We start from the raw sequence: 24,552 nt of genomic DNA, 5'->3' as shown, positions 1-24,552 counted from the left end.
TTCAGTCTTCCGTGAGCAACGCGTGTCGCTGGGCGTCGAGGTCGCGCAGCCGCATTCTCAAGGTTCGCCCCTCCTCTGAGGCCGCCGGAACACGCTGGACCGCACCGAGCAACTCGGTCTTCTCGCGATCGATCGCGCGGGCCAGCATCCGGCGAGCGAGCGAGACAGCGGATGCCTGGGCGCTCTGTTCGTCGCGGGCGGGGAACGGTGCGGCGAGGAGTTCTGCCGCCAGCCCACGATAGGGCTCGCGCACATTCTCGATCGCCGTCAGCGCCCATCCGGCACGTGCGGGGTCTCCGGTTGCAATCGACTCGCGGACGGCCTCGAGCCCCGGGTGTCGCATCGGCTGGGCGATCGCACGCGCCCGCAGGTCTTCGGGGACCGTGTGTCCGTACTGCAGGAACGCCATGACGGCGTCGCGTTCGAGCAGAACGTCGGGGGTGTGCGGCAGGTTCGCGAGTGTGACCGCGGCGACCGGGGCGGATCCGCCCTCCGACGCGGTGCCCGGCGCTGCGGCCTGGTCGGCACGGGCGCCCTCCCGCGCCGCGCCTCGGGCCGCACGCTCGACAGCCGGACGCACCTCGCCGATGTCCATGCCGAGGCGACGAGCGAGCACCCGGGTATATCCGGGGCGGAGCGACGGGTCACGGATGTCTGCGACGATCGGTGCCGCCGCCCGCAGCGCCCCGATACGTCCCTCCACGCTCGCGAGGTCGTAGTCGGCAATCCGCCGGTCGATGACGAACTCGTACATCGGCTGCTTGTGCTCGAGCAGGGCGCGGACGGCCGCGTCACCGCGATGCAGCCTCAGATCGCAGGGGTCCAGTCCTTCGGGCGCAACGGCGACATAGGTCTGGGCAGAAAAGCGCTTCTCTTCGGCGAAGGCACGCAGCGCCGCCTTCTGCCCCGCGGCATCCGGATCGAACGTGAAGATGACCTCGCCCGAAGCCTTGTCGTCACCCATCACGCGCCGCAGCACCGTGATGTGGTCGGTACCGAACGCCGTGCCACAGGTCGCGATCGCCGTCGTGATGCCCGCCAGGTGGCAGGCCATGACATCGGTGTATCCCTCGACGACCACGACCTGGTCGGCGCGGGAGATATCGCGCTTTGCGAGGTCGAGCCCGTAGAGCACCTGCGACTTGTGATAGATCGGGGTCTCGGGGGTGTTCAGGTACTTGGGGCCCTGGTCGTCCTCATACAGGTGACGCGCACCGAAGCCGACGGTCTGACCCGTCACGTCACGGATGGGCCACACCAACCGACCGCGGAAGCGGTCGTAGACGCCCCGCTGACCTTGAGACATCAGACCGGCGGTCGTGAGCTCTTCGCGCGAGAATCCTTCGGCGGTGAGCGCCTTCAGCGCTTTGTCCCACCCCTTCGGGGCATAGCCGACGCCGAAGTGCGCGGCGGCTCCGGCATCGAACCCGCGCTCACCGAGAAATCGGCGCGCAGCCTCCGCCTCGGGCGTCGACAGCTGGCTCTGGAACCACGCCGCCGCCGTCTGGTTGGCGGCATACAGACGTGCCCGCCCGCTCGTTTCGGGCGCGGGTCCACCGCCCTCTTCGTAGTGCAGTGTGAAGCCGATGCGAGCGGCCAGCCGCTCGACGGCATCCGTGAACGTGACGTGGTCCATCTTGCGCAGGAACGTATAGACGTCCCCCGACTCGCCGCATCCGAAGCAGTGGTAAAAACCCACCTGCGGACGGACGTGGAAGCTCGGGCTGCGCTCGTCGTGGAACGGGCAGAGACCCTTCATCGACCCGACACCCGCCGACTTCAGGGCGACGCGCTCCCCCACGATGTCGACGATGTTCGTTCGGGCCTTGACCTCTTCGACATCGGCCTGAGCGATCCGCCCCGCCATCAGCTTTCCTTCGACCAGGGACGCGAGCCCGGCGTCCAGATGCCGAGGGCGCCCGCATCTACCTCGCCGAGAAGGCGCTCGTGCCACGACAGGGCGTCCTGGTCGGTCAGGCTTGCCACCTGATCGACGATCACGCGTCGACGGGCGGCATCGGAATCGGCCGCGAGGAAGTCGCCGCGAAGCGCTGGGGTCAACTGCGCGGGGCCCGCTTCCCACAGAGCGGTTGCGAGGCGCTTCAGCATCCGCCTCTGCTCCTTGTAGAGCGTCTTTCGTCCATCGATCGACACCACGAAAGCGCCCACCATGCCCTTGAGCGCGGCGACCTCAGCCTCGACGACCCGCGGCACGACCACGTGCGCACCGTACCGCGTCAGCATGCGGGCGGGATATGCCTCACGCGTCGCGGTCGTAGCAGCGCGCGCGAATCGCCCGATCAGGTCACTCGTGAGGTTCTTCAGGCGACCGAGGGCGGCGCGCGATCCGTCGAACGACGTGATCCACTCGGGCATCCGCGTCAGGCGGTACAGCGCATCGTCGAGCTCGTCCCGGGCGAAGTCGAAGCCGACCCATGCCTGCAGCGCCGTGACGAGCGCCTGATGCTCGGCAGGATCCGAGAGACGGCGCGGATCGAGGTATCCGTTCGTCACCGCGTCTTCGAAGTCGTGCACCGAATAGGCGATGTCGTCGGCCAGGTCCATGACCTCGGCCTCGATACACCGCACACGACCGGGCGCACCCTCGCGCATCCAGCGGAAAACGGGCTCGTCGTCCGCGTAGACGCCGTATTTCAGGCGTCCGCCGGCGTCAGGCAGCGGATGCTCGGACGTCCACGGGTACTTGCAGGTAGCGTCGAGGCTCGCCCGCGTGAGGTTCAGACCGACGCTCTGCCCATCTGCGTCGATGACCTTCGGTTCGAGCCGCGAGATGATCCGCAGCGTCTGCGCATTGCCCTCGAACCCACCGATGTCATCGGCCCAGTCGTTGAGCGCACGCTCGCCGTTGTGCCCGAACGGCGGGTGCCCGAGATCGTGGCTGAGGCAGGCCGCATCCACGACATCCGGGGCGAGCTCGAGCCAGGTTGCCAGCTCGCGGCCGACCTGGGCGACCTCGAGAGAGTGGGTCAGCCGGTTGCGGGCGAAATCGGCCGGGCTGGCGGGGCTGAGCACCTGTGTCTTCGCCGCGAGGCGACGAAGAGCAGCTGAATGCAGCACGCGAGCCCGGTCGCGGGCGAAGTCGTCGCGCTTCGACCGGTGCTCCTCGGCGTGGAACCGCTCGGTCGCGTGCTCGTCATAGCCGTCGGTGCGGATCGCTGCGGGTTCTTTTCTGGCGTGAGCCGCCACGCCCTTATCAACCACGCCTTTATCCACCACTGTGGTGCAACTCCGCCGCGGCGATCTCCTGGCCCTCGGCCACGTTGACGTCTCGGCTTTCGAGCCAACGGTCGGGCAGCGCCGGGCGCTTGGGGGTTCCGGCCCGGCCGCGCTGGCCTTCGGCCGCTGCCCCGGGGTACGGGGCGTCCAGGGGAAGCTCGGCGAGCAGCTCGTCGATCTCGTCCAGGCTCGACGCGGTCGCGAGGCTCGCGCGCGTCTCACCACCGACGGGATACCCCTTGAAGTACCACGCGACGTGCTTGCGGATGTCTCGGCATCCACGTCCCTCGTCTTCGAAGAACTCGACGAGGAGTTCGGCATGACGGCGGAAGGCGCGAGCTACGAACCCGAGGTTCGCATCAACGGCGGGAGAGTCGGCGCCGAACGCCGCCGCGAGGTCACCGAAGAGCCACGGGCGCCCGAGGCATCCGCGTCCCACGACAACGCCGTCGCATCCGGTCTCGGCCATCATGCGCACGGCGTCTTCGGCAGACCAGATGTCGCCATTGCCGAGCACGGGAACGGTCGTCACGGTCTCTTTGAGCTTCGCGATCGCCGACCAGTCCGCCTGCCCCGAATAGAACTCCGCAGCCGTGCGTGCGTGGAGGGCGATGGATGCGACACCCGCGCCCTCGGCGATGCGACCGGCTTCGAGGTAGGTGAGGTGGTCGTCGTCGATGCCCTTGCGCATCTTGATCGTCAGGGGCACGTCACCGGCAGCCTGGACGGCGCCCTCGACGATGTCGCGGAACAGGCCGAGCTTCCACGGCAGGGCCGCTCCCCCGCCCTTCTTCGTGACCTTGGGCACCGGGCATCCGAAGTTCAGGTCGACGTGATCGGCGTGATCTTCGGCGACGATGATGCGGACCGCCTCGGCGACGGTGGCGGGATCGACGCCGTAGAGCTGGATCGAACGGGGTGTCTCGGACTCGTGGTGCTGGATCAGACGCATGGTCGTCGCGTTGCGCTCGACCAGTGCCCGAGACGTGATCATCTCGCTGACGTACAGGCCGGCGCCGTACTCGCGACACAGGCGCCGGAACGCCGTGTTCGTGATCCCCGCCATCGGCGCAAGCACGACGGGGACATCGAGAGCGAGCGGCCCGATGCGCAACGTCGGCGCGGAAGTAAGGAGGCCGGACATCTCATCATTCTCCCAGACATAACGTGGCCTTCGTCTCGATACGTGGTCGTATCGTGGACAGCATGACGAACGACACCGCTGTGGACATCCGAAAGATCCCTTTCCACACCGCGGACGGGGGCACCGCATCGCTCGCCGACTACGGCGATAAGGTCATCCTCGTCGTCAACGTCGCGTCGAAGTGCGGTCTCGCGCCACAGTACGAACAGCTCGAAGAGCTGCAGCGCACCTATAGTGAGCGCGGCTTCACCGTCCTCGGATTCCCCTGCAACCAGTTCATGGGACAGGAGCCCGGCTCGATAGACGAGATCCTCGACTACTGCGCCGTCAACTGGGGCATCACGTTCCCGATCTTCGACAAGGTCAAGGTGAATGGCGGCGGTGCCGCGCCGATCTACAAGGCGCTGAAGAAGGCCAAGGACTCCGAGGGCGCGCACGGCCCGATCATCTGGAACTTCGAGAAGTTCGTGCTCACGCCCGGCGGCACCGTACACCGCTTCCGTCCGACCGTGAAGCCCGACGACCCGGCCATCGTCTCGGTCATCGAGGCAAATCTGCCCGCCTGACGCGGATTCACGGCAAGCCCTGCGGCGGTCAGACCGCGGCGGGCTCGTTCTCGATCTGCAGGTCACCTTCCGGGGTGTTCCGCTCGGCCCACACCTGGCGGGCGATCTGCGCGAATGCCTCGGCCGGTTGGGCGCCGCTGACGCCGTATTTGCCATCGATCACGAAAAACGGCACCCCGTTGATTCCGTAGGTCTGCGCCTGGGCCTGATCGGCGCGAACATCCGCGAGGTAGCGCTCGGATTCGAGGGCCTCACGCGTCTCGTCCGCGTCGAACCCGACCTCGGCGGCGAGGGCCACGAGGTCATCGATGCGACCCACGTGCTTACCCTCGGTGAAGTACGCAGCCATCAGGCGCTCGGCCATGTCGAGCTGGCGTCCCTTGTACTTGGCGAAGTGCAGGAGTTCGTGGGCCTTGACCGTGTTCGTGTGCTTGAGCAGGTCATAGCGGTAGGCCAGCCCCGATCCGGCGGCGACATCCGTGACCCGACCGATCATCTCGCGTGCCTGCTCGAGCGGCACGCCCTTGTGGTTTGCCAGGTATGAGACCTCGTCACCCTCGAAATCCACCGGAGTATCCGGAGACAGCTCGTACGAGTGATAGGTCACCTCGACGCGGGGGCCGTCGGGATCTGCGGATGCTTCCACCAGTCCGTTCTCGAGATTCCGCTTGCCGATGTAGCACCAGGGGCAAGCGATATCGCTCCACACGTCGATCTTGATGGCATCCGTCATACCGTGCTCAACACCCGCAACATGCCCGCATATTCCCGCCCCCGCATGCTTCGCCACCACATCCCGCTCCCCTGGCACTAAATGTTGCCGGGCGGCGCCCGAGGCAACATCTACTGCCAGGGGAACGGACTCGGCACGGGGTGAGAGAGGGTGGGGGCACTACGGAGCGCCGGGCGTGTCGATCGCGCCACCGAAGCGGCGGTCCCGGTCGAGGTACAGCTCGATGCCCTGCCAGAGATCCGAGCGCGAAAAGTCGGGCCAGAGCGTGTCGAGAAACACGAACTCGGCGTACGCCGACTCCCACAACAGGAAGTTCGACGTTCGCTGCTCTCCGCTCGAGCGGATGAATAGGTCGACATCGGGCATGTCCGGCACATACAGGTGGCGCCGGATCAGCTTCTCGGTGACGGCGGAGGGACGGATGCGTCCGCGCGCGACATCCTCGGCGATCTGCCTCATGGCATCCACGAGTTCGACGCGACCGCCGTAGTTGACGCACATCGTCAGCGTCAGCACGTCGTTGCCCGCTGTGAGCTGCTCGGCATGCTGCAGCTCCTTGATGACCGAACCCCACAGCCGCGGCTTGCGACCCGCCCAACGCACGCGCACGCCCCACTCGTTCAGCTGGTCACGGCGGCGATGCAGGACGTCGCGGTTGAAGCCCATCAGGAAGCGGACCTCATCGGGCGAGCGCGTCCAATTCTCGGTCGAGAAAGCGTAGACCGACAGATGCTTCACGCCCGCCTGGATCGCCCCCGCGACGACGTCGAGCAGTGACGCCTCACCCGCCTTGTGTCCCTCCACCCGCGACAGCCCGCGGCGGTTCGCCCAGCGACCGTTGCCGTCCATCACGATCGCCACGTGCTCGGGGACCGAGCCAGACGGGAACGCCGGCGGGTACACGCCCGTCCAGTCGAGGGGGCGATACGGCACGGCATCCTTATGCGTGTAGGGCTTGGGGCTCATCGAGGTCCTTCGAGATGCGAGAGCGAGCGGATGCCTCGCTCGAGGTGCCACTGCGTGTACGCCGCAACGACACCGGATGCTGCGGCCAGGGCACGTGGGGGCGCGGCGGCCACGACATCCCATTCCCCCGCCATCAGCGCACCGAGCTGGCGGACGGCTTCGGGTCCGATGCGCGCGCTGCCTGGAGGGGCGCAGTCGTTGCAGACGATGCCGCCGAGCTGCGCGACGAAGTAGTCGTTGGGACCGGCCGCACCACAGCGGGCGCACTCACCGAGGCTCGGTGCCCAACCCGAGAGGGCCATGACCCGCAGCAGGTAGGAGTCCAGGACGCTGCGCGACTCGTGCTCACCGCGAGCCAGTGCGCGCAGGCCACCCACGAGCAGCAGGTACTGCTGGGGAGTCGCCTCGGACTCGTTGAGGCGATCGGCGGTCTCGACCATCGCGTTCGCGGCCGTGAAGCGCTCGTAGTGCACGACGATGTCGGCGCCGTACGAGCCCAGGCTCTCGGCCTGCTGGACGATGTCGAGGTTGCGTCCGGCATACAGCTGGACATCCGCGACCATGAACGGCTCGAGCCGTGCCCCGAAGCGTGAGGCCGTGCGCCGTACACCCTTCGCGACCGCGCGGACCTTGCCGTGCCGACGGCTCAGCATCGTGATGATCCGGTCCGCTTCGCCCAGCTTGTGGGTGCGGAGGATCACGACCTCGTCGCGGTAAGTGGGCACCGGTCCATTATCCGGCGGTGCGGCGACACCGGGTCGCGCGGCTCGCCCACGGGTGCCGGTCGAGAGCTGCCGCGGCGGCGAGAATAGACGAGTGGAACCCCATTTCATGATCCCGCTCTGGGCCGACCTCACAGCCGTGGCTTTGGGAGGCGTCCAGGGTGCCCTGTTCGCTTCCGGCTTCCAGGGGCAGCGGCGTTTGGATCTGCTCGGGGTAGCGATCATCGGCATCGTGATCGGCATGGGCGGTGGACTCATCCGTGACCTGCTGCTCGGCCTCCCACCGTCGACGCTCCAGAGCAACTGGTACCTGCTCACGGCCGTCGCGGCTTCGCTGGTCGGGATGCTGCTCGCCGGGCTCTTCCGGCGGGTGAACGGTGTGATCGTCGGGCTCGACGCGATCGTGATCGGACTGTTCGGCGCGTTCGGCACCAGTAAGGCGCTCGCCGTAGGACTGCCGCTCGTGCCCGCGGTTTTCGTCGGCGTGGTCGCGGCGGTCGGAGGCTCGATCCTGCGTGACGTGATCATGGGGCTGCCCGTGGCCGTGATGCACGTCGGTTCGCTGTATGCGGTCGCCGCGGGAGCCGGATGCCTCGTGCTCGCCGTCTCTGCCTCGCTCGGACTCGCGATCGTTCCGGCCGCGATCGCCGGCATCGTAGTGACGGCCGTGATCCGCGTGCTGGCCGTGGTGTTCGATCTGTCGCTGCCGGAACAGCGCATGCTGTATCGCCGCCGCGTCGCGGCCGAGACGGGCGTGCTCCCGATCATCAAGCCCTGAGCGGGTCGCGTCGTTTCGTCTCACCTGCGGCTCGCTCAACGACCGAGGGATGAGCCGGGTCGTTTCGTCTCACCTGCGGCTCGCTCAACGACCGAGAGCTACCGGTCGTTGAGCGAGCGCAGCGAGACGAAACGACCCGTCAGACGACGCCGGCGAGCGCGCGGTCGCGCGTGCGGATCGCGCGGTTCACGCCCGAGACGATCGCCTTGAGGCTCGCCGTCGAGATGTCGCCGTCAATACCGACGCCCCAGAGGCGCTCGCCCTCGACCTGCAGCTCGACGTAGGCCGCGGCCTGAGCATCGCCACCGGCGCTGAGGGCATGCTCGACATAGTCATACACCGTGACCTCGAAACCTCGGGCGCGCACGATATCGAGGAACGCCGCAATCGGGCCGTTGCCATGACCGGATGCCTCGAACCGCTCATCGCTGTCACGGAGCATCACATCGAGCGAGACATCCCCGCTCATGTCGCTCTGTGTGCGCGTCGACAGAAGCTCGAACCGACCCCAGCGGGCGTCCGCCTCGTCGGCCGGTAGGTATTCGTCGCGGAATATCGACCAGATCTGGTCGCTCGACACTTCGCCGCCCTCGGCATCCGTCTTCGCCTGTACGACACCCGAGAACTCGATCTGGAGCTTGCGGGGCAGATCGATCGCGTGGTCGCTCTTCAGCAGGTAGGCCACGCCGCCCTTGCCGGACTGCGAGTTGACGCGGATGACGGCCTCGTACGAGCGGCCGAGGTCTTTCGGGTCGATCGGCAGGTAGGGCACGGCCCACTCGAGCTCGTCGACCGAGACGCCCTCGGCCTGGGCCCGGGCATCCATCGCCTCGAAGCCCTTCTTGATGGCGTCCTGGTGCGATCCGCTGAACGCCGTGAACACCAGGTCGCCCGCCCACGGGCTGCGCTCGGGCACGGGCAGCTGGTTGCAGTATTCGGCGGTGCGCTTGACCTGATCGATGTCGCTGAAGTCGATCTGCGGGTCAACGCCCTGTGTGAACAGGTTGATGCCGAGCGCGACCAGGTCGACGTTGCCGGTGCGCTCACCGTTGCCGAAGAGGCATCCTTCGATGCGGTCCGCACCGGCCAGGTAGCCGAGCTCGGCGGCCGCAATCGCGGTGCCGCGGTCGTTGTGCGGGTGGAGCGAGATGATGACGTTCTCGCGGTGGTTGAGGTTGCGACCCATCCACTCGATCGAGTCGGCGTAGACGTTGGGCGTCGCCATCTCGACTGTGGCGGGCAGGTTCAGGATGACCTTGCGCTCGGGCGTCGGCACGAAGATCTCCATGACCTTGTTGCAGACGTCGGCCGCGAACTCGAGCTCGGTGCCCGTGTAGCTCTCGGGCGAATACTCGTAGTAGACCGCGGTCTCGGGCACCGTCTCTTCGTACTGCTTGCACCAGCGCGCGCCCTGCTGGGCGATGTCGATGATGCCCTGCTTGTCGGTGCGGAACACGACATCGCGCTGCAGGATGCTGGTCGAGTTGTAGAGGTGCACGATCGCCTGCTTGGCGCCCTTGATGGACTCGAACGTGCGCTTGATCAGCTCTTCGCGTGCCTGCGTGAGCACCTGGATCGTGACGTCGTCGGGAATGAGCCCGTCTTCGATCAGCAGGCGGACGAAGTCGAAGTCGGTCTGGCTGGCCGACGGGAAGCCGACCTCGATCTCTTTGTAGCCCATGCCGACGAGCAGTTCGAACATGATCCGCTTGCGTTCGGGGCTCATCGGGTCGATGAGCGCCTGGTTGCCGTCGCGCAGGTCGACGGCGCACCAACGAGGTGCCTGGGTGATCTGCTTGTCGGGCCACGTACGATCGGGCAGCTGCACCGAAATCTGCTCGTGGTAGGGGCGGTACTTGTGTACCGGCATCCCCGAGGTCTTCTGGGTGTTCTCCATGGTGTCGTCGCTTCTGTTTGTGACTTGTGGGGGCCAACGACAAGCTCCGCGACGAGAAAGGCCCTAGATCGAAGCCTCGTCGCGGCGGCTAAGGAGGAGAAGCCCGCGCAAACGCATGGGTCCGATGGTAGCAGGATGTCTCGTGAGACGATCCCGTCCGCCGTGACACTCTCTGGTATGAGCCGTTTCATATCCGCTAGCGCCCTGGCCGCCGCATCCGTTCTTCTGCTCGCTGGCTGCGCGACCGCGTCCCCATCGTCTGGCGATACGGTCGTATGGGGAACACCGTCGCCACCCACGGGCGAGGTGATGACACAGGGCACCGTGATGGACGTCGGGGGCACGGTCGAACTGTGCCTCGGGCCCGTCGCCGAGTCGTACCCGCCGCAGTGCAGCGGCATCCCGGTCGAGGGGTGGTCGTGGGATGGCATCGAGGGGTGGGAGACCTCGGGTGATGTGACCTGGGGTGCCTACGGCGTGCGGGGCACCTACGACGGGTCGTCGTTCGCGGTGACCGCGGAACCGGTGATGTTGGCGCTGTACGACCCGATCGCGCCGGTCGATCCGACGGGTGGCAAGCCGGGCACGGCGAACGAAGCCGAGTTGACGGAAATGCAGGACGCTCTTTCTGACGTGATCGGTGACGACATGCTCGCGTCATACCCCGAGAACGGATGGCTGTGGGTCGACGTCGTCTGGGACGACGGAACCCTGCAGGCCGCGGCCGATGCCAACTACGGCGAGGGCGCCGTCGTCATCCGCTCGGCGTTTCGCGACTTCGACTGAGCCGAGGGTGCGGGGCCGCGGGGTGCTCCGAATGCGCATCCACGGCTCCGGCAGAGTCTTCGAAAAGAACTTTTGCGAACCGGCAAATTTGCCCGTTTGATCCGCGCAAAACCAGGCCTCAATGTCGGTGGCCCTCGCCAGAATAGAGGGTATGGAAGCACTGCTCGATCACCTCGAAGGGGTCATCGAGCAGACGCGCGCCGTTGTGGTCGCGGAGTTGAGCGACGGGCAGATCCGGGCCGCGAACGATGACCAGGTGGTGCGCGTTCTGAGCTTGGCGGCTGAGCTGCAGCGACTCACCGACGCGGTGCTCGTGGAGTCGGTGGGCGAGGTCGTTCGCCGCTCTGCGGGCCCCGATCGTGACCTCAGGCTGACAGCGCGGCGCGGATGCCACGACGTGAGCGAGCTGGTGCAACGGGCGACGCGGATGGGTCCCGCATCCGCTGCCCGTCTGCAGCGCGGGGCCAAGGGTGTCGCGCTGGGTGAGTCGCTGAGCGGCGGGCCTCTTCCGGCGCTTCTGCCGGCCATGCGCTCTGTGTTGTTGGAGGGCGAAGTCGGTCTGGACGGACTCGTCGCGGTGTCCGGGCCGCTCGAGGCGATGAGTCAGCGGGTCCCGCTGGAATCCCTGCGGGTGGCCGACGCCGTGCTCGCTGCCGAGGCGAGCGGCACGGGTCCGGATGGCGCCCCGTCCGCGTGCGCGGATCTACTGCGTGTGCAGGCTCAGGTGTGGGCTGCGGCGCTCGACCAGGACGGCGCCGAACCGAAGGAGCAGCAGGCGGTGCGGATGCGCGGGGTCACCCTCGGCGTCGCGCGCGACGGTGTCGTGCCGCTGCGCGGGAGTCTGCTGCCCGAAGTCGCCGCGCAGTTCCAGCGCATTTGCGATGCCATCAGCTCGCCGCGGGTGGCTGACGGCGTTTCGTTCCACCCCGATAGCGAAGGTGACTCCGGCTTTGCCGACGACCCGCGCACCTCGGCGCAGAAGCGGCACGATGCCCTCGCGACCGCGTTGTCGGTCGCGGCATCCAGTGAGCAGCTCCCCACGATCGGGGGCGCGGCTCCCACGCTCGTCATCTCAGTCCGTGCCGAAGACCTGGCATCCGACACGGGTTGGGCGCACGTCGACGGCATCGACGAGCCGGTGTCGGTCCGCGCCGCCGCCCACGCCGGTTGTGCCGGAGTGATTCAGCGCGTACTGCTCGGCGAGAACGGCCGTATCCAGCGCATCGGCACCGAAGAGCGCGTGTTCAACCGGCACCAGCGTCGGGCGATCGCCCTGCGGGACGGCGGATGCATCATCCCGGGCTGCGGTGTCCGTGCAGCGTGGTGTGAGATCCATCACGTTGTGGACCACGCCGAGGGGGGCCCGACCCATACCGACAACGGTGTGCTGTTGTGCTGGAATCACCACCGGTTCATCGACCACGGCGGATGGAAGATTCGGATGAATCAGGGGGTGCCCGAGGTCATGGCTCCCCCATGGATCGAGCGAAGTCCGCGGTGGCGACCGATCACCACTTCCCGCACACGCCTGCTCGACCTGGTCGGGCGGCGGACGTAGCCGACGTTCCACGGTGGTATTTCCTGAATCAGGTGGCGGCTGGCGCCGGGCTGTGCTGGTTTTCGATGAGATGCAGCTGCGTCCCGTCAGGGTCGACAAGGAATCCCGCTCGCTGCCCCCATCTCTGCTGCCGCACAGGAAGCAGCCGCGGGAAGCCCGCAGGCCTTTCGACCACGCCAGCTCCTTTGATCTGCCCATACAACTCATCGACGTCATCAACGCGCACGCTGCACATGAAGGCACTCTCTTCGGGCATGAGCTCGGGCAAGAGAAAGAACTCCAGGTGAAGCTTCCCGCGGCGCATGATCAGCCATCCATCATCCCGGTAAGCCGGTCTGAATCCGAACCCGCTATAGAACGCGATCGTGCTGTCGAAGTCACGAGACGGCAAATTCGGTACCGCGTGATCGGTCATGTCGCGAGCCTAGCGAGCCGTCGTTCCGTCGTTGCAGCGGACTCTAGAAGCCCAGGCGCCCCAACTGCTTCGGGTCGCGCTGCCATTCCTTCGCCACCCGCACGTGCAGGTGCAGGTACACGCGCGACTTCATCAGCGGCTCGATCTGCGCGCGGGCGCGAGCCCCGACATCCGCGAGCCGTGACCCGCGGTGACCGATGATGATGGCCTTTTGGCTGTCGCGCTCAACGACGAGGTCGGCGTAGACGTCGATCAGGTCTGAATCCTCACGCGGCAGGATGTCCGCGATCGTCACCGCGATCGAGTGCGGCAGCTCATCGCGCACACCCTGCAGTGCCGCCTCGCGGATGATCTCGGCGATCCGATCCTCGGTCGACTCATCCGTCACGACATCCGCGCCATACAGCGCCGGCCCCTCGGGCATGAGCGACAGCAGCTCGTCGGCGAGAACCTCGAGCCCCTCACCCGCCTCGGCGGACAGCGGGATGACAGCGGCCCAGTCCTCGCGCAGCGCATCAACCTCGAGCAAGCGTTCGGTGATCTGCTCGCGGGACGCCGCATCCGTCTTCGTCACCAGCGCGACCTTGCGGGCGCGGCGATACCCGTCGAGCGACTCCGCGATACGGCGGTCGCCCGGCCCGACCTTCTCGGTCGCCGGCACACAGAACGCGATCACATCGACGTCGCCGAGCACCTGATCGACCAGGTGATTGAGGCGCTCGCCGAGCAGCGTCCGCGGCTTGTGAATACCAGGCGTGTCGACGATCACGAGCTGACCAGCAGGACGATTCAGGATGCCCCGGATCGCCCGGCGCGTCGTCTGCGGCTTCTCGCTCGTGATCGCGATCTTCTCGCCGACCAGGGCATTCGTGAGCGTCGACTTGCCAACGTTCGGGCGACCGACGAACGTGACGAAGCCGCTGCGAAGCGATTCCGAACCCGATCCCGTGTCTTCGTGCGAAACCGCATCAGTCACGGGATTCTCCCTTTCGTTTGCGCCCCTCGGACGCGCCGACCTTCTCGATCGGACCAGTGTTCGTCTCCGCCGCGAATGCTTCTTCGGCGGCAATCAGTTCAGCGGAGCGCTCGACGAATACCGTCGCAATACCCCGACCTCGACCGCGCGAGGCGCCGCCGGTCATCACGATGCCATCGTGCGTCGCCTCGGCTCCCGGCAGCGGCACGCGCCCGAGCGCCTTGCCGAGGAGACCGCCGATCGAGTCGACGTCCTCGTCCTCGAGTTCGATGCCGAACAGGTCCCCGACATCATCGAGCGAACTGCGCGCGCTCACCCGGTAGCGCCCCGGGCTCAGCTCGACGATCTCGTTCTGCGGCACGTCGTACTCGTCCGCGATCTCGCCCACGAGCTCTTCGATCAGGTCTTCGAGCGTCACGAGGCCCGCGATTCCGCCGTACTCGTCGACGACGATGCAGACGTGCACGGCGTCGCGCTTCATCTGCTGCAGCAGGGTCTCGGCCATCATCGACTCGGGCACGAAGCTCGCCGGCCGGAGGATCTTGCGGATGCCTTGGGTGCGCCATCCGTCGCCCGCCCCGAAACCTGACTGGACCAGGTCTTTCAGATACAGGATGCCGACGATGTCATCGTCGCTTCCCTCGGTCACGGGGATGCGCGACACACCCGTGCTGAGGAAGAGGCCCATCGCGTCATCCGTGCTTGCCGTCGCGTCGAGCGTGACCATGTCGGTGCGCGGCACCATGACGGAGCGAACGAACGTGTCGGTGAAGTCGAAGACCGAGTGGATGAGTTCGCGGTCCTCGTCCTCGATCAGATCCGCCTCGGCGGCCTCGTCGACCATGCTGAGCAACTGCTGCTCGGACGCGAACGAGACGACCCGTCGACGACCCGGTGTCACGCGATTGCCGAGCGCAACCAGGGCACCAGCGATCGGGCCGAGGATGATCCGAACGAACCGCACGATCGGAGCGAACGCGCGCAGCAGACCCTCGGCGTGCTGGCGCCCCACCGTGCGGGGGCTCGCCCCGACGAGGACGAACGAGGCGCCGGTCATCAGGATCACGGCGGCCAGCATCGCCCACCAGATCGAGTCCAACAGGATCGTGAGCGCGACCGTGACGAAAACGGCGGCCGCGGTCTCGGCCAGGATGCGGATGAACACCACCGCGTTGAGGTGGGCGTCGTTGTCCGCTGAAATCGCGCGTAGCGATCGTCGAGCCCGCGCCGTGAGCGCCCATTCGGCGAGGTCGGCGCGCGACGTGACGCTCAGGGCTGCGTCGAGCGCAGCCATAAGACCCGCAAAGGCGACGAGAAAGAGTGCAGCGAGAAGAAGGAGGAGGGCGGTCATGCGGGTCTGCGGCGCCGCTCACGAACCGAGAAGCCGATGAGCAGATCCCGCTGAAGCGCGAACATCTCGCGCTCTTCTTCGGGCTCGGCGTGATCGAAGCCGAGCAAGTGGAGCAGTCCGTGCGTCGACAACAGCAGCAGTTCGTCCTCGGTCGTATGACCGGCTTCGCGCGCCTGCGTCTCGGCAACCTGCGGGCAGAGCACGATGTCGCCCAGCAGGCCGGGGGGCGTCGGAATGTCTTCCGTGCCGGGGCGCAACTCGTCCATCGGAAAGCTCAGGACATCCGTCGGGCCCGGCTCATCCATCCACTGCACGTGCAGCGCCTCCATCGCGCCCTCGTCGACGAGGATGATCGCGACGTCCGCCTCGGGGCTGACGTGAAGCTCGGCGAGGTTGTACTCCATCAGGCGCAGGAGCTTCGTCTCGTCAACACCCGTGACACCGGACTCGTTGGTGATCTCGATGGTCATGAGCGTCCTCCCTGGCTCTTGCGGTCACGCGGCCCGAGTGGGCGGGTGGAAGATCGACGCTCGGCCCGATTGGCGAACTGCGCCGCCTGCTCGCGCTCGTAGCGCTCGGCCGTCCGCTGCTCGTCGTACTCGGTGTACGCGTCGACGATCTTGCCGACGAGCGTGTGCCGCACGACATCCGCACTGGACAGACGGGCGAAATGGATGTCGTCGATGTCGTCGAGCACCTTGGTGACCAGGCGCAGTCCCGACGATCCGCCCGGCAGGTCGACCTGCGTGATGTCACCTGTCACGACCATGCGCGTGTTGAAGCCGAGGCGCGTCAGGAACATCTTCATCTGCTCGGGCGTGGTGTTCTGGGCCTCGTCGAGCACGACGAACGAGTCGTTGAGCGTGCGGCCGCGCATGTACGCGAGCGGCGCGACCTCGATCGTTCCCGTCGCCATGAGCTTGGGGACGATGTCGGGGTCCATCATTTCGTTCAGCGCGTCGTACAGCGGGCGCAGATACGGGTCGATCTTGTCGTTGAGCGTGCCCGGCAAGAACCCGAGCCGCTCCCCCGCCTCGACCGCGGGACGGGTCAGGATGATGCGACTGACCTCCTTGCGCTGCAGCGCTTGTACGGCCTTTGCCATCGCGAGGTAGGTCTTGCCGGTACCGGCCGGGCCGATGCCGAACGTGATCGTGTTCTCTTCGATCGCGTCGACGTACTCCTTCTGCCCGAGGGTCTTCGGACGGATGATCCGACCGCGCGACGAGAGGATCGCCTCGCCCAGCACATCCGTGGGTCGACGCGCGGGATCGTCGCCGAGCATCCGCGCGGACGACGATACGTCGGCGGGAGCAACGCTGTAGCCCTCGCGAGTCATGGTGAGCAGTTCGTCGACGAGAGTGCGGGCAGCGGCCACGGCATCCCGTGGTCCCGACAGCGTGATCTCGTTGCCGCGGACGTGGACGTCCACATCCGGATGCTCCTTCTCGACCACGCGCAGGAGTCGATCCTGCGGGCCGAGCAGCTGCACCATCGCGACACCGTCGGCCAGGACCCGCTCGTTGACGATCTCTTCGCCCGACGCGGTCTGTTCGGTCGGTTCAGTCACTGACGCTCTTCTCGGAAAGTCCGCCCGCGAGAACGTGGGCGTGTACATGGAAAACGGTCTGGCCTGCCTCGGCCCCGGTGTTGAAGACCAACCGGAAGTCTCCGTCGGAATTCTCCATCGCGAGGGTGTTCGCGACCCCGATCATCTCGGCGAGGAGCTCCGGGTCACCCGCGGCGAGCTCCACGACGTTGCGGTACTTCTCGGTCTTCGGGATCACCAACAGGTGCAGGGGTGCGCGCGGCGCGATGTCTTTGATGGCGAACACGTTCTCGGTCTCGCCCACCATTTCGGAGGGGATGTCGCCGCGCAGGATGCGCGTGAAGATCGAGGGTTCTGTGCTCACCCCTCCAGTCTATCGGCGGGACTGTTGCGCGGTCGGGCGGTGCCGGAGGCGTAAACCTGAAAGGAAATTCACGCGAGATCGTGCCCGGAAACGCCGATCTGGCGCAACCAGGCCCCGATATTCCTTTCAGATTTACATCACGGGGGGGGTCACACGGGTCACTTCGACAGGCTCAGTGACCGAGGGGTCGGGTGGGTCACTTCGGCAGGCTCAGCGACCGAGGGGTCGGGTGGGTCACTTCGGCAGGCTCAGTGACCGAGCGGGGTCACCAGCGGCCGAGGGCCGCGCTCGCTACCGCCAGCGCGGCGGGGCCCGCGGTCGAGGTCCGCAGAACCGTGGCACCGAGCCGCACCAGCACGGCACCGGCCGCGACGAGCACGTCGAGCTCGTCCGGTGCGATCCCACCCTCCGGCCCCACCACCAGCACGATGTCGCGCTCATTCACGGGCTTCAGAAGCTGCGCCGTGAGCGTCGCCTCGGCGGTCGGTTCGAGCACCAGAACGGATGCTTCGGCCGCACGCGCGGCGAGCTGCCTGGTCGAGACGGGGGCCGAGACATCGGGAATCCACGCCCGGTGCGCCTGCTTCGCGGCCTCGCGCGTGATGGCCTCCCACCGCGCCACGCCCTTGTCGAGCTTCGGGCCGGACCACCGCGAAACACTGCGAGACGCCTGCCACGGCACGACCTCGTCGACGCCGAGCTCGGTAGCGGCTTGCACGGCGAGCTCGTCCCGATCGCCCTTCGCCAACGCCTGAACGAGCACGAGACGCGGCGAGGCCTGCGGCTCGACCCGCCGCGCGATCACGCGCACCGCCACCTCTTTCGGGCCGACGTCCTCGCAGATCCCGTCGAGCCACACTCCGCGCCCGTCACCGACCGTGACGGTCTCGCCCGAGCGCACACGCCGCACGACGGCAGCGTGATGAGCCTCGGCACCCGTGAGTCCTAGCAGACTTCCAACCGCAGCATCCGTCGCCTGATCGGCAACGAAATGCAGGGGCATCAGGCGTTCCGGAAGCGGTCGCGGAGCTTCGAGAAGATGCCCTGCTGGAAGTGCGCGAGCTTGGGCGCCGGAGCCTTGGTGCGCTTGCGCAACTCCTCGATCAGGGCCCGTTCCTTGGCATCGAGACGTGTCGGCGTGAGTACCTGCACGCCGACACGGAGGTCGCCGCGCTGCGTGCCGCGAAGGGGCGTGACGCCGCGCCCCTTGATCGTCAGGATATCGCCGGCCTGGATGCCGGGCCGCACCTCGAGCTCAACGGGACCATCAAGCGCCTCGATCGTCGTCGTCGTGCCGAGAACGGCATCCGGCATCGACACCTCGAGGGTCGCGAGCAGGTCGTCGCCCTCGCGGCTGAACACCTCGTGGTGCGACACGGTGACCTCGATGTAGAGATCGCCGTGCGGACCGCCGGCCGGGCCGATCTCGCCCGAGCCCGGCAGCTGCAAGCGCAGTCCGGTCTCGACGCCCGAGGGGATGTCGAGCGAAACCGTACGGCGTGAGCGCACGCGCCCCTGACCCTGGCAGGTCGAGCAGGGGTACGGGATCGTCGTGCCGTAGCCCTGGCAGGTCTGGCACGGTTGGCTCGTCACGACGTTGCCGAGCAGGCTCCGGACGGTGCGCTGCACGTGACCGGACCCACCGCAGATGTCGCAGGTCACCGGCTGGGTTCCGGGCTGGCAGCACGATCCCTGGCAAGTCTCACAGATGACAGCGGTGTCGACCTCGAGGTCGCGATGCACGCCGAAGACGACGTCCGAGAGGTCGAGCGTCACGCGGACGAGCGCATCCTGGCCCCGCTCGCGCCGCGAACGCGGACGCTGCCCGCGACCGCCGCCGCCCTGCGCACCGCCGAAGAAGGTCTCGAAGATGTCGCCGAAGCCACCGAATCCGCCCGCAGCGCCCCCGCCGAACGGGTTGTCGCCGCCGCGGTCGTACTTACTGCGTTCTTCGGCGTTGCTCAGCACGTCGTACGCGTGCGTGACGAGCTTGAAGCGCTCCGCCGCATCCGCTCCCGAATTCACGTCGGGGTGCAGCTCGCGCGCCAAACGCCGGTACGCCTTCTTGATGTCTTCGGTGCTCGCATCGCGCGAGACGCCCAGCACCTCGTAGTGGTCTGCCATGTTGCCTTTCACAGATATCCGGCGACGCTCGGCCGTCCGGTGTGCGTCCGTTAGCGGGACGACTCGTCTTCGTCGAGCATGCGCGATAGGTAGCGCGCGACGGCTCGGGCTGCCGCCAGGTTGCTCGGGTAATCCATCCGGGTCGGACCCATCACGCCCACGCGGGCCATGGATCCGGATGTCTCGTAGTCACTCGTGACGATGGATGCCTCGGCGAGGCCCCATGGTTCGTTCTCGCGACCGATGCTGGCCGCCAATCCCTGGCTGTCGGCGACCATCTCGCTCATGAGTCGGATCAGCGTGACCTGCTCCTCGATCGCCTCGAGCAACGGATAAATGCTGCCACGGAAGTCGGTCTCGCGCCGCGCGAGGTTGGCGGCGCCGGCCATGACGAGACGGTCTTGCCGGAACTCTTCGAGCTCCTCCGACAGCACATGCGCGACCTGGACGAGCGCGGCGTCGATGACCGGAGCGGCCGGGTCGGCCTGCACGCGCAGCGCCTCGACCCGCTCCGCGGCGACGCCCACGGCCAGCCCGGTGAGGAGCGCCGCGAGTCGCGTCCGAAGAACCGGAATGTCTTCGTCATCCAGAGGCACCGTGAGCGGCGCGATCCGCTGCGAGACCCGGCCGGTGTCGGTGACCAGGATGACGAGCAGGCGCTGGGGCGCGAGCGAGACGAGTTCGACGTGCGTGACATGCGCATTGGCGAACGACGGATACTGCACGACAGCGACCTGTCCGGTCAGCTGCGACAGAACGCGGACCGTTCGCGCGAGCACATCGTCGAGATCGCCCGTGCCTCCGAGAAAGCTCGAGATGGCGGTCCGTTGCGCGGGCGAGAGCGGACGGACTTCGGCCAGGTGATCGACGAAAACCCGGTAGCCCTTATCGGTCGGAACGCGGCCTGACGACGTGTGCGGGGCGACGATCAGTTCTTCGTCTTCGAGCAGCGCCATGTCATTGCGGATCGTCGCTGCCGACACCCCGAAAGCGTGCCGCTCGACGATCGAACGGCTGCCGACCGGTTCGTGCGTTGCGACGTAGTCCTGGACGATCGCCCGGAGGACCTGCAGGCCTCGTTCGTTGACCATGCATCCCCCTTCCGCTGGCACTCGTGAAGTCTGAGTGCCAATTCTAACGCGTCGGGAGGCGTCGGCGCTGTTGCGGCGCGGTCGGCGGATTTACGGCAGCAGCGCCCGTACGACAGTGTCGGCGAGCAGCCGCCCCCGCAGCGTCAGCACGATGCGACCCCGCAGGGCATCGGATGCCTCGACCAGGCCGTCCGCGATCAGCCCGGCAACCGCCACGCGCGACGCGGAAGGCACACGATCGAGCGCGAGCCCCTCGCGAATGCGCGACTCCAGCAGCACCCGTTCCAACGCGGTGGCCGCGGCATCCGGTCTCTCGCGTCCCGCCGCGGGTGACTCCCCCGCCGCGAGGCGTTGCGCGTATGCCGCCGGATGCTTGACGTTCCACCAGCGCAGCCCACCGACGTGGCTGTGGGCACCGGGACCGAAGCCCCACCAGTCCTGGCTGCGCCAGTAGTTGAGGTTGTGCTGAGAGCGATTCTCGGGCGTCCGCGCCCAGTTGCTCACCTCGTACCAGTCATACCCGGCGGCACTGAGGCGAGCATCGGCGGCTTCGTACATGTCGGCCTGCAGGTCGTCGTCGGGGGCGACCAGCTCACCGCGACGGATGCGTCGGTGCAGCGGCGTGCCCTCCTCCACGATCAGGGCGTAGGCCGAGACGTGATCGGGGTCCTGCGCGAGCGCCGACTCGAGCGACCGGGTCCAGTCGTCCAGCGACTCCCCCGGTGCCCCGTAGATCAGGTCGAGGCTCACGGCCAGACCCGCGGCGCGGGCCGTCCGGACGGCGGTGGCAACGTTCTCGGGATTGTGGGTGCGGTCGAGCGCCGCGAGCACGTGCGGCACGCTCGACTGCATGCCGATCGACAGGCGTGTGACGCCGGCCGCGGCGAGGGTGTCTGCGACCTCGGTGGTCATGGTGTCGGGGTTCGCCTCGACCGTGATCTCGGCGCCGGGCATCAGCCCGAACGCGTCACGAACATCGCCGAGCATCCGCGCGAGATCGCGCGCGGGCAGGAGCGTCGGCGTGCCCCCGCCGATGAAGACCGTCGATGCGGGACGGAGAGCCCCCGCATCCGTCAGCACGCGGCGCGCGATCGTGATCTCGCCCGACAGCGTCTCGGCATAGGAGTCCTGCCGCACGCCGCGCAACTCGGTCGCGGTGTACGTGTTGAAGTCGCAGTATCCGCAGCGCACGCGGCAGAACGGAACGTGCAGGTAGACGCCGAAATCCGCCGCGGGGTCGAGGGCGAGATCCCGCGGCAGCGCACCGTCGGCGGGTGCGGGATCGCCGACGGGAAGGGGGCCGGCCACGTCAGGAGGGGGTCGTGTACAACGGCGAGATGGCCTGCAGATACCGTGTGAAGAGCTGCCGACGGCGACGGCGCACGAGGCCCTTCATCATGCGGTACGTGGTCGCGGCGGGCGCGTCGAATGCCCGCACGGTGAACCAGACCTCGTCGTTCGGCAACCAGTCGACCATGAAGGACTCTTCACCCCGGACGACGGAGCTACCTACCGTACCGAGCGCGAACCCCACCCGGCGCGTCTCCTCGACCACGAAGATCACGCGTAGCTCGGCATCCGCGCGCAACCCGCCGATCCGACCCCGCACGTGCACGTTGGTGCCCGCGCCGACGAACGGCGTGCCGTCGGCGTCGAAGCGCTGGTCGGCCTCGGTGCGCGACGGCGCGAGGGCGTTGCCCTCTTCGTCGAAGCTCACGCCGGAGTACATGGGACCGGATGCGGGGCGCACATCCGAGAGGCGGAGCCCCGCGCCGCGCACGGCACCCCACGACAGCAGCGATTCACTCGCTGCCTGGAAGCGTGCCTCACCCGAGCCGATCCGCAGCGTCTCTTCGGCAGGGATGCTCCGCTCGGGTGGAAAGTGCATCAGGTCGGCGGCCTGAGTCGCGCCGACCGCCGCGTAGTTCACCGTGTCGTCCTTGAACGTCCCGCGCCGCATCATGCGAGCCTACTTGGCCTTCGTTTCGGTGTCCCCCGACAGCGCCGCGATGAACGCCTCCTGCGGAACCTCGACGCGGCCAACCATCTTCATGCGCTTCTTGCCCTCTTTCTGCTTCTCCAGCAGCTTGCGCTTGCGGCTGATGTCGCCGCCGTAGCACTTGGCGAGAACGTCCTTGCGCATGGCGCGGATCGACTCGCGGGCGATGATCCGGGCGCCGATCGCGGCCTGGATGGGCACCTCGAACTGCTGGCGCGGGATCAGCTTCTTCAGCCGCTCGGTCATGAGCACGCCGTAGGCGTAGGCCTTGTCGCGGTGCACGATGGCGCTGAACGCGTCGACCGCCTCACCCTGCAGCAGGATGTCGACCTTGACCAGGTCCGCTTCCTGGTCGCCGCTCGGTTCGTAGTCGAGCGAGGCGTAGCCGGCGGTCTTGGACTTGAGGTGATCGAAGAAGTCGAAGACGATCTCACCGAGCGGGATCGTGTAGCGGATCTCGACGCGGTCCTCACCCAGATACTCCATTCCGAGGAGCGTTCCGCGGCGCTGCTGGCACAGCTCCATGATCGTGCCGACATAGTCCTTCGGCGCGAGTATCGCGGCCTTGACCATCGGCTCGGTGACGCTGGCGATCTTGGTGCCCGAGGGGAACTCGCTCGGGTTAGTCACCGTGAACGTCTTCTTGTCGTCCGTCATGACCTCGTACGTCACCGACGGCGCGGTCGAAATCAGGTCGAGGCCGAACTCGCGCTCGAGGCGCTCCGTGACGATCTCGAGGTGCAGCAGCCCGAGGAATCCGCAGCGGAAACCGAAGCCGAGGGCGACGGATGTCTCGGGTTCGTAGTTGAGCGAAGCATCCGACAGCTTGAGCTTGTCGAGCGCCTCGCGCAGCACCGGGTAGTCGCTGCCGTCGATCGGGTACAACCCCGAGAAGACCATGGGCTTCGGGTCTGTGTACCCGGGCAGCGCGTCTTTCGAGGGCTTCGCGGCGTTCGTGACCGTGTCGCCGACCTTGGACTGGCGCACGTCCTTCACACCCGTGATCAGGTACCCGACCTCACCGACCCCGAGCCCCTTGGTGGGGGTCGGTTCGGGCGACGAGACACCGATTTCGAGGAGCTCGTGGATGGCTCGAGTCGACATCATCTGGATGCGCTCGCGGGGCTTCAGCGATCCATCGATCACACGGACATAGGTGATGACGCCGCGATACGAGTCGTAGACGGAGTCGAAGATCATCGCCCGGGACGGCGCATCCGGATCACCCTTCGGTGCCGGGATCTGCGCGACGACCTGGTCGAGCAGCTCCTCGACGCCCATTCCGGTCTTGCCACTCACGCGCAGGACGTCCTCGGGCTTGCCACCGATCAGGCTCGCGAGCTCTTTCGCGTACTTCTCGGGGTCGGCCGCGGGCAGGTCGATCTTGTTCAGCACCGGGATGATCGTCAGGTCGTTCTCGAGCGCGAGGTACAGGTTCGCGAGGGTCTGCGCCTCGATGCCCTGAGCCGCGTCGACGAGGAGGATCGCGCCCTCGCACGCCGCGAGCGAGCGGCTGACCTCGTAGGTGAAGTCGACGTGGCCCGGGGTGTCGATCATGTTGAGTGCGAAGGTCTCGCCGGTTCCGGGCGCGGACCACGGCATACGAACGGCCTGGCTCTTGATCGTGATTCCGCGCTCGCGCTCGATGTCCATGCGGTCGAGGTACTGGGCACGCATATCGCGGTCCGAGACGACGCCGGTGATCTGCAGCATCCGGTCGGCCAGCGTCGACTTGCCGTGGTCGATATGGGCGATGATGCAGAAGTTACGGATGTTCTCGGGCGGCGTTGCGGCGGGCTCGAGAGGCTTCAGGGCGCGGGGAGACATGTCCGCTCGATTCTACGGGGCGGGCGCGTCACGACGAATGACAGGGCTGGCGCCTGCGCCCTCACGCTCCCTGAGCCAGTCGAAGGGAGCGCAGCAACCCCGCGCGCGCCGGGCGGTGCGCGAACATCCGAGAGGAGCGATGCGGCGGATGTGGCCCGCCGAGGTGATTTCCGTTGGTGCTGGGCGGGTTGTTCCTCCGTGATGTACGCGGAGGGCCGGGCCAGCGCGCGGTCAGGCGGTGGACGAGGCGTAAATCTGGAAGGAAATCCGTACGGGAGGTTGCTCACGGGCGGCCTTCTCGCGTGAACCGGACCCGATATTCCTTTCAGAATTGCGCAACCGGGCGGGGACGGTCACTTCGACAGGCTCAGTGCCCGGTTGAGCCACGCTCCCCGAGTCGAAAGAAGCGATCCGCGAGAGCCCGACGGCGCATCGTAACCCGGGCCTTTCGAAACACGCCAGGAAAGCA

Annotated in this window: 23 protein-coding genes; 4 read left to right on the top strand and 19 right to left on the bottom strand. The window is 67.2% G+C overall.

Annotated elements, in window-relative coordinates:
- Nucleotide 1: 1 nt before the first annotated feature.
- Genes dnaG through dusB form a run of 3 tightly spaced genes read right to left on the bottom strand, consistent with a single transcriptional unit; the run spans nt 2 to nt 4,381 of the window.
- On the bottom strand, nt 2-1,867 hold the full coding sequence (gene dnaG, locus ACXZ1E_RS16005) for a DNA primase (protein ID WP_458041423.1): 1,866 nt from the start codon (nt 1,865-1,867) through the stop codon (nt 2-4).
- The gene (locus ACXZ1E_RS16000) at nt 1,867-3,222 is read right to left on the bottom strand and encodes a deoxyguanosinetriphosphate triphosphohydrolase (protein WP_458041422.1); all 1,356 of its coding nucleotides are present in this window, start codon (nt 3,220-3,222) and stop codon (nt 1,867-1,869) included. The genes dnaG and ACXZ1E_RS16000 overlap by 1 nt, the downstream gene beginning before the upstream one ends.
- Before the next feature lie 4 nt (nt 3,223-3,226).
- Entirely contained in the window at nt 3,227-4,381 is a 1,155-nt protein-coding gene (dusB, locus tag ACXZ1E_RS15995; RefSeq protein ID WP_458041421.1) for a tRNA dihydrouridine synthase DusB, read from the bottom strand.
- 62 nt (nt 4,382-4,443) lie between these two features.
- Here dusB and ACXZ1E_RS15990 point away from each other — a divergent pair, with 62 nt between their 5' ends.
- Nucleotides 4,444-4,947, top strand: coding sequence for a glutathione peroxidase (locus ACXZ1E_RS15990; RefSeq protein WP_458041420.1), 504 nt, complete (start codon nt 4,444-4,446; stop codon nt 4,945-4,947).
- Between the two features lie 28 nt (nt 4,948-4,975).
- On the opposite strand, the gene ACXZ1E_RS15985 is transcribed toward ACXZ1E_RS15990, so the two are convergent.
- From ACXZ1E_RS15985 to recO, 3 genes are all read right to left on the bottom strand, one after another.
- On the bottom strand, nt 4,976-5,680 hold the full coding sequence (locus ACXZ1E_RS15985) for a DsbA family oxidoreductase (RefSeq protein ID WP_458041419.1): 705 nt from the start codon (nt 5,678-5,680) through the stop codon (nt 4,976-4,978).
- A gap of 159 nt (nt 5,681-5,839) precedes the next feature.
- Nucleotides 5,840-6,646: an isoprenyl transferase gene (locus ACXZ1E_RS15980; protein ID WP_458041418.1), complete on the bottom strand. Its 807-nt coding sequence runs from the start codon at nt 6,644-6,646 to the stop codon at nt 5,840-5,842.
- Nucleotides 6,643-7,371, bottom strand: a complete 729-nt coding sequence (recO, locus tag ACXZ1E_RS15975; protein ID WP_458041417.1) for a DNA repair protein RecO — start codon at nt 7,369-7,371, stop codon at nt 6,643-6,645. The genes ACXZ1E_RS15980 and recO overlap by 4 nt, the downstream gene beginning before the upstream one ends.
- A gap of 91 nt (nt 7,372-7,462) precedes the next feature.
- On the opposite strand from recO, the gene ACXZ1E_RS15970 reads away from it, so the two are divergent.
- Nucleotides 7,463-8,146: a trimeric intracellular cation channel family protein gene (locus tag ACXZ1E_RS15970; RefSeq protein ID WP_458351999.1), complete on the top strand. Its 684-nt coding sequence runs from the start codon at nt 7,463-7,465 to the stop codon at nt 8,144-8,146.
- Between the two features lie 139 nt (nt 8,147-8,285).
- On the opposite strand, the gene leuA is transcribed toward ACXZ1E_RS15970, so the two are convergent.
- Complete coding sequence (gene leuA / locus ACXZ1E_RS15965) at nt 8,286-10,043, bottom strand: 2-isopropylmalate synthase (RefSeq protein WP_458041416.1); 1,758 nt, start codon at nt 10,041-10,043, stop codon at nt 8,286-8,288.
- A gap of 177 nt (nt 10,044-10,220) precedes the next feature.
- On the opposite strand from leuA, the gene ACXZ1E_RS15960 reads away from it, so the two are divergent.
- Nucleotides 10,221-10,829 (top strand): hypothetical protein, encoded by a 609-nt coding sequence (locus tag ACXZ1E_RS15960; RefSeq protein WP_458041415.1) that lies wholly within the window; start codon nt 10,221-10,223, stop codon nt 10,827-10,829.
- Nucleotides 10,830-10,980: 151 nt separating this feature from the next.
- Complete coding sequence (locus tag ACXZ1E_RS15955) at nt 10,981-12,387, top strand: DUF222 domain-containing protein (protein ID WP_458041414.1); 1,407 nt, start codon at nt 10,981-10,983, stop codon at nt 12,385-12,387.
- 28 nt (nt 12,388-12,415) lie between these two features.
- On the opposite strand, the gene ACXZ1E_RS15950 is transcribed toward ACXZ1E_RS15955, so the two are convergent.
- The 12 genes from ACXZ1E_RS15950 to lepA form a co-directional block, all read right to left on the bottom strand.
- Nucleotides 12,416-12,802 (bottom strand): bleomycin resistance protein, encoded by a 387-nt coding sequence (locus ACXZ1E_RS15950; RefSeq protein ID WP_458041413.1) that lies wholly within the window; start codon nt 12,800-12,802, stop codon nt 12,416-12,418.
- Nucleotides 12,803-12,845: 43 nt separating this feature from the next.
- A complete protein-coding gene (era, locus tag ACXZ1E_RS15945) occupies nt 12,846-13,778 on the bottom strand; it encodes a GTPase Era (protein WP_458041412.1) in 933 nt (310 codons plus the stop codon).
- The gene (locus ACXZ1E_RS15940) at nt 13,771-15,129 is read right to left on the bottom strand and encodes a hemolysin family protein (RefSeq protein ID WP_458041411.1); all 1,359 of its coding nucleotides are present in this window, start codon (nt 15,127-15,129) and stop codon (nt 13,771-13,773) included. The genes era and ACXZ1E_RS15940 overlap by 8 nt, the downstream gene beginning before the upstream one ends.
- Entirely contained in the window at nt 15,126-15,599 is a 474-nt protein-coding gene (ybeY, locus tag ACXZ1E_RS15935; RefSeq protein ID WP_458041410.1) for an rRNA maturation RNase YbeY, read from the bottom strand. The genes ACXZ1E_RS15940 and ybeY overlap by 4 nt, the downstream gene beginning before the upstream one ends.
- Nucleotides 15,596-16,699, bottom strand: coding sequence for a PhoH family protein (locus ACXZ1E_RS15930; RefSeq protein ID WP_458041409.1), 1,104 nt, complete (start codon nt 16,697-16,699; stop codon nt 15,596-15,598). The genes ybeY and ACXZ1E_RS15930 overlap by 4 nt, the downstream gene beginning before the upstream one ends.
- A complete protein-coding gene (locus tag ACXZ1E_RS15925) occupies nt 16,692-17,042 on the bottom strand; it encodes an HIT domain-containing protein (RefSeq protein WP_458351998.1) in 351 nt (116 codons plus the stop codon). Before ACXZ1E_RS15925 ends, ACXZ1E_RS15930 begins: the two co-directional genes overlap by 8 nt.
- A 265-nt stretch (nt 17,043-17,307) precedes the next feature.
- Entirely contained in the window at nt 17,308-18,045 is a 738-nt protein-coding gene (locus tag ACXZ1E_RS15920; protein WP_458041408.1) for a 16S rRNA (uracil(1498)-N(3))-methyltransferase, read from the bottom strand.
- Nucleotides 18,045-19,166 (bottom strand): molecular chaperone DnaJ, encoded by a 1,122-nt coding sequence (dnaJ, locus tag ACXZ1E_RS15915; RefSeq protein ID WP_458041407.1) that lies wholly within the window; start codon nt 19,164-19,166, stop codon nt 18,045-18,047. The genes ACXZ1E_RS15920 and dnaJ overlap by 1 nt, the downstream gene beginning before the upstream one ends.
- 50 nt (nt 19,167-19,216) lie before the next feature.
- Nucleotides 19,217-20,257: a heat-inducible transcriptional repressor HrcA gene (hrcA, locus tag ACXZ1E_RS15910; RefSeq protein WP_458041406.1), complete on the bottom strand. Its 1,041-nt coding sequence runs from the start codon at nt 20,255-20,257 to the stop codon at nt 19,217-19,219.
- A 90-nt stretch (nt 20,258-20,347) separates the two neighbouring features.
- Entirely contained in the window at nt 20,348-21,565 is a 1,218-nt protein-coding gene (gene hemW / locus ACXZ1E_RS15905) for a radical SAM family heme chaperone HemW (protein ID WP_458041405.1), read from the bottom strand.
- Nucleotide 21,566: 1 nt separating this feature from the next.
- A complete protein-coding gene (locus ACXZ1E_RS15900; protein ID WP_458041404.1) occupies nt 21,567-22,217 on the bottom strand; it encodes a DUF1990 family protein in 651 nt (216 codons plus the stop codon).
- Nucleotides 22,218-22,226: 9 nt separating this feature from the next.
- Nucleotides 22,227-24,083: a translation elongation factor 4 gene (lepA, locus tag ACXZ1E_RS15895; protein ID WP_458041403.1), complete on the bottom strand. Its 1,857-nt coding sequence runs from the start codon at nt 24,081-24,083 to the stop codon at nt 22,227-22,229.
- Nucleotides 24,084-24,552: the final 469 nt, after the last annotated feature.

It is taken from the genome of Pacificispira sp. HM-600, from assembly GCF_977993705.1.
This window is presented reverse-complemented; position numbering and strand designations above follow the sequence as displayed.